The sequence below is a fragment of the Streptomyces incanus genome (assembly GCF_042656345.1).
Lineage (GTDB): Bacteria > Actinomycetota > Actinomycetes > Streptomycetales > Streptomycetaceae > Streptomyces > Streptomyces incanus.
Genome location: NZ_JBHSPC010000035.1, coordinates 25,839 through 32,838 on the forward strand (window position 1 = coordinate 25,839; position 7,000 = coordinate 32,838).

General features: G+C 70.9%; 4 protein-coding genes. 2 read left to right on the plus strand and 2 right to left on the minus strand.

Annotation, left to right across the window (positions count from 1 at the left end; all coding sequences use genetic code 11):
• Nucleotides 1–10: 10 nt before the first annotated feature.
• Nucleotides 11–3,151 carry an SCO5717 family growth-regulating ATPase gene (locus tag ACFP2V_RS13450; RefSeq protein ID WP_381210557.1) on the minus strand — a complete coding sequence of 1,047 codons (3,141 nt, stop codon included), beginning with the start codon at nucleotides 3,149–3,151 and terminating at the stop codon, nucleotides 11–13.
• A gap of 366 nt (nucleotides 3,152–3,517) precedes the next feature.
• Nucleotides 3,518–3,835, minus strand: a complete 318-nt coding sequence (locus ACFP2V_RS13455) for a DUF397 domain-containing protein (protein WP_381210559.1) — start codon at nucleotides 3,833–3,835, stop codon at nucleotides 3,518–3,520.
• Between the two features lie 278 nt (nucleotides 3,836–4,113).
• Here ACFP2V_RS13455 and rpsO point away from each other — a divergent pair, with 278 nt between their 5' ends.
• Complete coding sequence (gene rpsO / locus ACFP2V_RS13460; RefSeq protein ID WP_042168273.1) at nucleotides 4,114–4,401, plus strand: 30S ribosomal protein S15; 288 nt, start codon at nucleotides 4,114–4,116, stop codon at nucleotides 4,399–4,401.
• A 360-nt stretch (nucleotides 4,402–4,761) separates the two neighbouring features.
• The gene (locus ACFP2V_RS13465) at nucleotides 4,762–6,975 is read left to right on the plus strand and encodes a polyribonucleotide nucleotidyltransferase (RefSeq protein WP_381210562.1); all 2,214 of its coding nucleotides are present in this window, start codon (nucleotides 4,762–4,764) and stop codon (nucleotides 6,973–6,975) included.
• Nucleotides 6,976–7,000 lie beyond the last annotated feature (25 nt).

Genomic DNA, 7,000 nt, shown 5'->3' on the forward strand with positions numbered 1-7,000 from the left:
TGCGCGGCAATTACTGCCGCGGAGGCGACGCCTGCGGAGGCGGCGTCCGCCTGCCGCCGGGGTGACCGGGTCGGCCGTACTGATCCGGCCCGCCCGGCTGCGGATAGCCGTAGCCGGGCGGCTGGGGGTACGGGGCGGCCTGCGGGTATCCCTGGCCGGGCTGCGCGGGGGGCGGGGCGTACGGCTGGCCGGGCGGCTGCTGCTGGGGGTGAGGAGCCTGTGGGGGGTGCGGTGCCTGCTGGCCCGGGTAGGGCTGGCCCGGGACGTACTGGCCCGGGACGTACTGGCCCGGCAGCGGCGGGGCGGCGACCGGCGGCGGGTTGCCGTCGGAGGTCCACAGACCGTGCGACTGCTGGTGCCGGACGAAGTCCTCGGCGACCATCGACGCGAGGTGGAAGTACGCCTCCCGCACCTTCGGCCGCATCATGTCGAGGTCGACCTCCGCACCTGCGGCAAGGTGCTCGTCGAACGGTACGACGATCACGCCGCGGCACCGGGTCCGGAAGTGCGACACGATGTCATCGACCTTGATCATCTTTCCGGTCTCGCGCACACCCGAGATGACCGTGAGTGACCGCGAGACGAGATCCGCGTACCCATGGGCCGACAGCCAGTCCAGCGTCGTGCTGGCGCTGCTCGCACCGTCCACGGACGGCGTCGAGATGATGATGAGCTGATCGGCCAGGTCCAGCACCCCGCGCATGGCGCTGTAGAGCAGACCCGTACCGGAGTCGGTCAGGATGATCGGGTACTGCTTGCCCAGGACCTCGATCGCCCGCCGGTAGTCCTCGTCGTTGAACGTCGTCGAGACGGCGGGGTCGACGTCGTTGGCGATGATCTCCAGACCGGAGGGCGCCTGCGAGGTGAACCGCCGGATGTCCATGTACGAGTTGAGGTGCGGGATCGCCTGCACCAGGTCACGGATGGTGGCCCCGGTCTCCCGCCGCACCCGGCGGCCGAGCGTACCGGCGTCTGGGTTGGCGTCGATCGCGAGGATCTTGTCCTGCCGCTCGCTGGCGAGGGTGGCGCCGAGCGCGGTGGTCGTGGTCGTCTTGCCGACGCCGCCCTTGAGGCTGATCACGGCGATCCGGTAGCAGGACAGCACCGGAGTGCGGATCAGCTCCAGCTTCCGCTGCCGCTCGGCCTCCTCCTTCTTTCCGCCCAGCTTGAAACGCGACCCGCCTGCCGCGGGACGGCTGCTCTTGGCCTTCTGCTTCCTGCTGTTGAGCAGCCGGTCCGACGACAGTTCCACAGCCGCGGTGTAACCGAGCGGCGCGGCACCGGGGTTGGTCGGCTGCCGCTGGTCGTGCTGGATGGGCTGCGGCCAGGCGGCCCCGGCACGCGGATCGACGGGCGGCTGCGGCGGCCGGCCGGCCTGCGGGGGCTGAGGTGCGGTGTGCGGAGGCTGAGCGCCGGCGTGCGCGGCCTGGGGCTGCTGGAGGGGGAACCCCTGCTGCGCGGCCTGCGGTTGTGCCTGTGGAGGCATGCCGGGCTGTTGCTGTGCCTGCGGGGGTACGGGTTGTTGTGGGTGCTCCTGCGGTGCCGGCGGCTGCTGCGGGAAGCCGTAACCACCCGGCTGGGCCGGGGGAGTCGGGGCGGGACCGGCGGGCGGGAAGCCGTAACCGGCCTGCGGGCCGGGGAGGGGAGCGCCCGGCTGGGGGAAGCCGTATCCGGCCTGCGGAGCGGGCTGTTGCACCGGCTGCGGCTGCGGCTGCGGCTGCGGCTGCGGCTGCGGCTGCTGCGTGGGCGGGGCGGGTACCGGGTGCGGTGGCATCGGTCCGTCCGGCGCGTTCCAGGCGGCGGGCGCGGGCTGCGCCTGCGGCTGGAAGAAGGGAGGCTGCTGCGGCTGCTGGGCAGACACACTCGCGTCTTCCGGCTGCGCCGGTTCGGGAACGACCGGTGCCGGGGGCGCTGCGGGAGCCTGCGGCGACTGCTGCGGCTGTGCCGGCCACTGGCTCGCGGGTGTCGGCGCGGCGGGGTGCGACGGGGGCGGCACGACCGGCGGTGCCGGGGGAGTCCAGGCCACCGAGGCCGAGGTGTCGGACGAGGCAGGTACCGAGTCCTCGGGCACGCCGACCGCGCCGGGTGCGGAGGGCGCCGAGTCGTCCACCGGTTCGTCGTCCACCGGCTTCGCGTCCTCGGGTCCGGGTGCGTCCGCCTCGGCCTCGGTGTCCGCCCCGGGCTCGGTGTCCGCCCCGGGCTCCGACTCCGACTCCGCCTCGGGCTCGTCGAAGTCGTCGTTCGTGGCGTGCTCGTCGCCTTCGTCGGCATCCGCGGACGATTCGGAGGCGTCGGCGATGTCGGTGTCCTCGTCCTCAGAGCCGTCAGCAGCGAAGGGGACGGACGTAAGGGAGGCGACGGAGGGCTCGACGTCCTGGACGTCGTCCTGGACGTGGTCCTTGAGTTCGCCAGCGTCTCCGGCGCGCTCGCCGTCGCCGGTCAGGTCCTGGTCGTCGGCGGGCTCCGGCCGTGTTTCCGGCTGCGCGTCCGCCTCGGGCTCGGCGGCCTCGGCCTCACGGTCCTGGATCTCCCGCTTCAGCGCGGCGGCGGAGAAGCGGAGGGTGGCACCGCTCTCGAGGTCACCACTGCCGGAGTCCCGGCCGACCCCACTGACCGGAAGATCCGGCACGGCCGCGGGGGAAACAGAGCCCGGCTCCGGCGTGGACGCCGACTGAGGCTCCGGCTCGAACCCGCTGCCCACCGGAAGCCGCGGTACGGCGCCCGGTCCCCCGGACGGCGGAGCGGGCGGCGTGAACGGCGCTCCCGGCGTGGGAGCCGGCGGGGTAAAGGGAGCACCCGGCGCGGGAGCGGGCGCGGGCGGGGTGAAAGGCGCCCCCGGCGCCGGCGCCGGAAGGGAGGAAGGCCCCGAAGCGCCGACCGCGTGCGGCGGCGGAGCCAACCCGGGCAACGGCGGAACACGCCCTGGGGAAACGGGAGGAGAGGGCGAGGCGTCGGCCCCCGACTCCGGCCTCGACCTCGACCCCGACTCCGACCTTGACTCCGAACTCCCCGAAGCGTTCTGCGTGTACCAGGCCGGCGGCGCGTAGTCGATGGTGAACTCGCCCGTCGTCTCGACGGCGGACTCCGCATCGGGCTGGTCATCGCCGGGTGTTGCCCAGCCCCCGCGGATCCCGTCCCGATCGCTGCCCACAGTTCCTCCTGGTCTGGTCGAGCACCCTTGTGCCGTCGTGCTGTGCTGGGGCGACCACCTGCAGTGGTCCGAACTGGTCCTGCATGAGGACGACATCGTCCGAACCGGCCTCCCCCGGGCCTGCGACGCCGACACCCGGTTCGCGGGTGTTCCGGTGTCGCGTCGGGTACCAGCCTAATCACGGGTAGCCCTGCCCCGTCAGCCCTGCCCACCCCTCAGCCAGTGCCACCCACAACACCCGTTGCTGTCAAGGGGCGTACACAGTCACTGCACAATGAAAGAAACCGCCCATGGGAGAAGAATCCACGGGCGGTCACCTCGATCGGGAGTGGTCCGGAGCACCGAACCGATCTCGGACTGCTCGGCCTACTCGGCGGCCTCGGCCGCTGTCCCCGCGGCGCCCGCCCCGCCGGTCCCCGGCGCCGGCTCCAGGTCGAACTCGCCGTCCCGCGCGCCGAGCACGAACGCACGCCACTCCGCCTCCGTGTACCGCAGCACCGTGTCCGGGTCGAGGGAGGACCGCATGGCCACCGCGCCGTCGGGCAGGTAGGCGATCTCGACCCGCTCCTCGTGCTCCTCGGTGCCCGGCGCGCTGTGCCACTCGACGCCGGAGATGTCGAGGGCGTAGAGCTCGTCCTTCTCCCGCTCCTTGCGTGCCTTGATCTCCTCAGCCGTCTCCGCCATGTCGCAGCGACCCCTTCCCGACCTATGACTGGTCCGATGGACTGGTTACGAGCGCTCACATTAGTGGCACCCCGCGTCCCACCTGGGCGGTTCCGTGGACCGTGGTGAGGAGGCCTGTCGCCGGCTGGTACCCTGAGTGACGGCCGTATGTGTACGCACCCTCGGAGTACCGCTCCGGAGGCCGCGCCCTGCGGATCCCGCCTTCCGAGTCATGGAAGATCCCCCGAGGTGAAGACCGGGGGCGCTCGGTGGCCAGTCACAGACCATGAGGAGTACGCGTGTCGCTCGACGCCGCTACGAAGAACCAGATCATCGCCGACTTCCGCACCAAGGAAGGTGACACCGGCTCCCCCGAGGTCCAGGTCGCTCTCCTGTCCCGTCGGATCTCCGACCTGACGGAGCACCTCAAGACCCACAAGCACGACCACCACTCCCGCCGTGGTCTGCTCATCCTGGTCGGTCAGCGCCGCCGGCTGCTGCAGTACCTCGCCAAGAAGGACATCCAGCGCTTCCGTGCGCTGGTCGACCGCCTCGGCATCCGTCGTGGTGCGGCGGGCGCCAAGTAAGACGCCGTGACGGGAGCGGTTCCCCTGGGAAAAGGGGACCGCTCCTTTTGCTGTACGTGCGGAGTGTCACCACGTCTTTGTAGTGTGGTAGCACAACGCAAGAGCACCGACTCGCTGTGACGACCGGTACCGCACCAGGTCGCGGCCGTCACCGGCACCACCCCGACGTCCCCCGGACGTCCCGACGTACGAGGGGAAGCGCACCTCGCCGCCGCCGGTCCTCGGTAGTGGCCCCCGGGTGAATGAACCCGGGAGCTTCGATCGAAGACCGGCCCGCACCAGACGGCGCGCTTCTCCACCCGTCCCCCCGCCACACGGGCGAGGCGGGACAAAAGACGACAAGTAACGGAGAACCCACTGGTGGAGAACGAGACCCACTACACCGAGGCCGTCATCGACAACGGCTCCTTCGGTACCCGCACCATCCGCTTCGAGACGGGCCGCCTCGCCCGTCAGGCCGCCGGCTCCGCCGTGGCCTACCTGGACGACGACACCATGGTGCTGTCGGCCACCACCGCATCCAAGAACCCCAAGGACCAGCTCGACTTCTTCCCCCTCACGGTGGACGTCGAGGAGCGGATGTACGCGGCCGGCAAGATCCCCGGCTCTTTCTTCCGCCGGGAGGGCCGGCCCTCCGAGGACGCGATCCTCACCTGCCGCCTCATCGACCGCCCGCTGCGCCCGTCCTTCAAGAAGGGCCTGCGCAACGAGATCCAGGTCGTCGCCACGATCATGGCGCTCAACCCCGACCACCTGTACGACGTCGTGGCGATCAACGCCGCCTCCGCGTCCACGCAGCTGGCCGGCCTGCCCTTCTCCGGCCCGATCGGCGGCGTCCGCGTCGCGCTGATCGGCGGCCAGTGGGTCGCGTTCCCGACGCACACCGAGCTCGAGGACGCCGTCTTCGACATGGTCGTCGCGGGCCGCGCCCTGGAGGACGGCGACGTCGCAATCATGATGGTCGAGGCCGAGGCCACCGAGCAGACCGTCAAGCTGGTCGAGGGCGGTGCCGAGGCCCCCACCGAGGAGGTCGTCGCCGCCGGTCTCGATGCCGCGAAGCCCTTCATCAAGGTCCTCTGCAAGGCCCAGGCCGACCTCGCCGCCAAGGCCGCGAAGCCGACCGGCGAGTTCCCGGTCTTCCTGGACTACCAGGACGACATCCTGGAGGCGCTGTCCGGCGCCGTCCGCCCCGAACTCACCCAGGCGCTCACCATCGCCGGCAAGCAGGAGCGCGAGGCCGAGCTGGACCGCGTCAAGCAGCTCGCCGCCGAGAAGCTCCTGCCGGAGTTCGAGGGCCGCGAGAAGGAGATCTCCGCCGCGTACCGCTCGCTGACCAAGTCCCTGGTCCGTGAGCGCGTCATCAAGGAGAAGAAGCGCATCGACGGCCGCGGAGTCACCGACATCCGCACCCTGGCCGCCGAGGTCGAGGCCATCCCGCGGGTGCACGGCTCCGCGCTGTTCGAGCGTGGCGAGACCCAGATCCTGGGCGTCACCACCCTCAACATGCTCCGCATGGAGCAGCAGCTGGACACCCTCTCCCCGGTGACCCGCAAGCGCTACATGCACAACTACAACTTCCCGCCGTACTCCGTCGGAGAGACCGGCCGCGTCGGCTCCCCCAAGCGCCGCGAGATCGGCCACGGCGCCCTCGCCGAGCGCGCCATCGTGCCGGTGCTGCCGACCCGCGAGGAGTTCCCGTACGCGATCCGTCAGGTGTCCGAGGCCCTCGGCTCCAACGGTTCGACGTCCATGGGCTCGGTCTGCGCCTCCACCATGTCGCTGCTGAACGCCGGTGTGCCGCTCAAGGCCCCCGTCGCCGGCATCGCCATGGGCCTGATCTCCCAGGAGATCAACGGCGAGACGCACTACGTCGCCCTCACCGACATCCTCGGTGCGGAGGACGCCTTCGGCGACATGGACTTCAAGGTCGCCGGCACCAAGGAGTTCGTGACCGCCCTCCAGCTCGACACCAAGCTGGACGGCATCCCCGCCTCCGTCCTGGCCGCCGCCCTCAAGCAGGCCCGTGACGCCCGCCTCCACATCCTCGACGTGATGATGGAAGCGATCGACACCCCGGACGAGATGTCCCCGAACGCGCCGCGGATCATCACCGTGAAGATCCCGGTCGACAAGATCGGTGAGGTCATCGGCCCCAAGGGCAAGATGATCAACCAGATCCAGGAGGACACCGGCGCCGACATCACGATCGAGGACGACGGCACCATCTACATCGGTGCCGCCCAGGGCTCGCAGGCCGAGGCCGCCCGCGCCACGATCAACAGCATCGCCAACCCGACCATGCCGGAGGTCGGCGAGCGCTACCTGGGTACCGTCGTGAAGACGACCACCTTCGGTGCGTTCGTGTCCCTGATGCCCGGCAAGGACGGACTGCTGCACATCTCGCAGATCCGCAAGCTGGCCGGCGGCAAGCGCGTGGAGAACGTCGAGGACGTGCTCGGCGTGGGCGCCAAGGTCCAGGTCGAGATCGCGGAGATCGACTCCCGCGGCAAGCTCTCCCTCATCCCCGTGATCGAGGGCGAGGACGACGACAAGAAGGCCGACACCGACCAGTGACGTCCCACGGCTCCAAGGCGACGGG

What these genes read in the sequence shown, in the direction of transcription:
- ACFP2V_RS13455 (WP_381210559.1), bottom strand. Translation starts at nt 3,835, where the DNA reads ATGGCGGAGACGGCTGAGGAGATCAAGGCACGCAAGGAGCGGGAGAAG.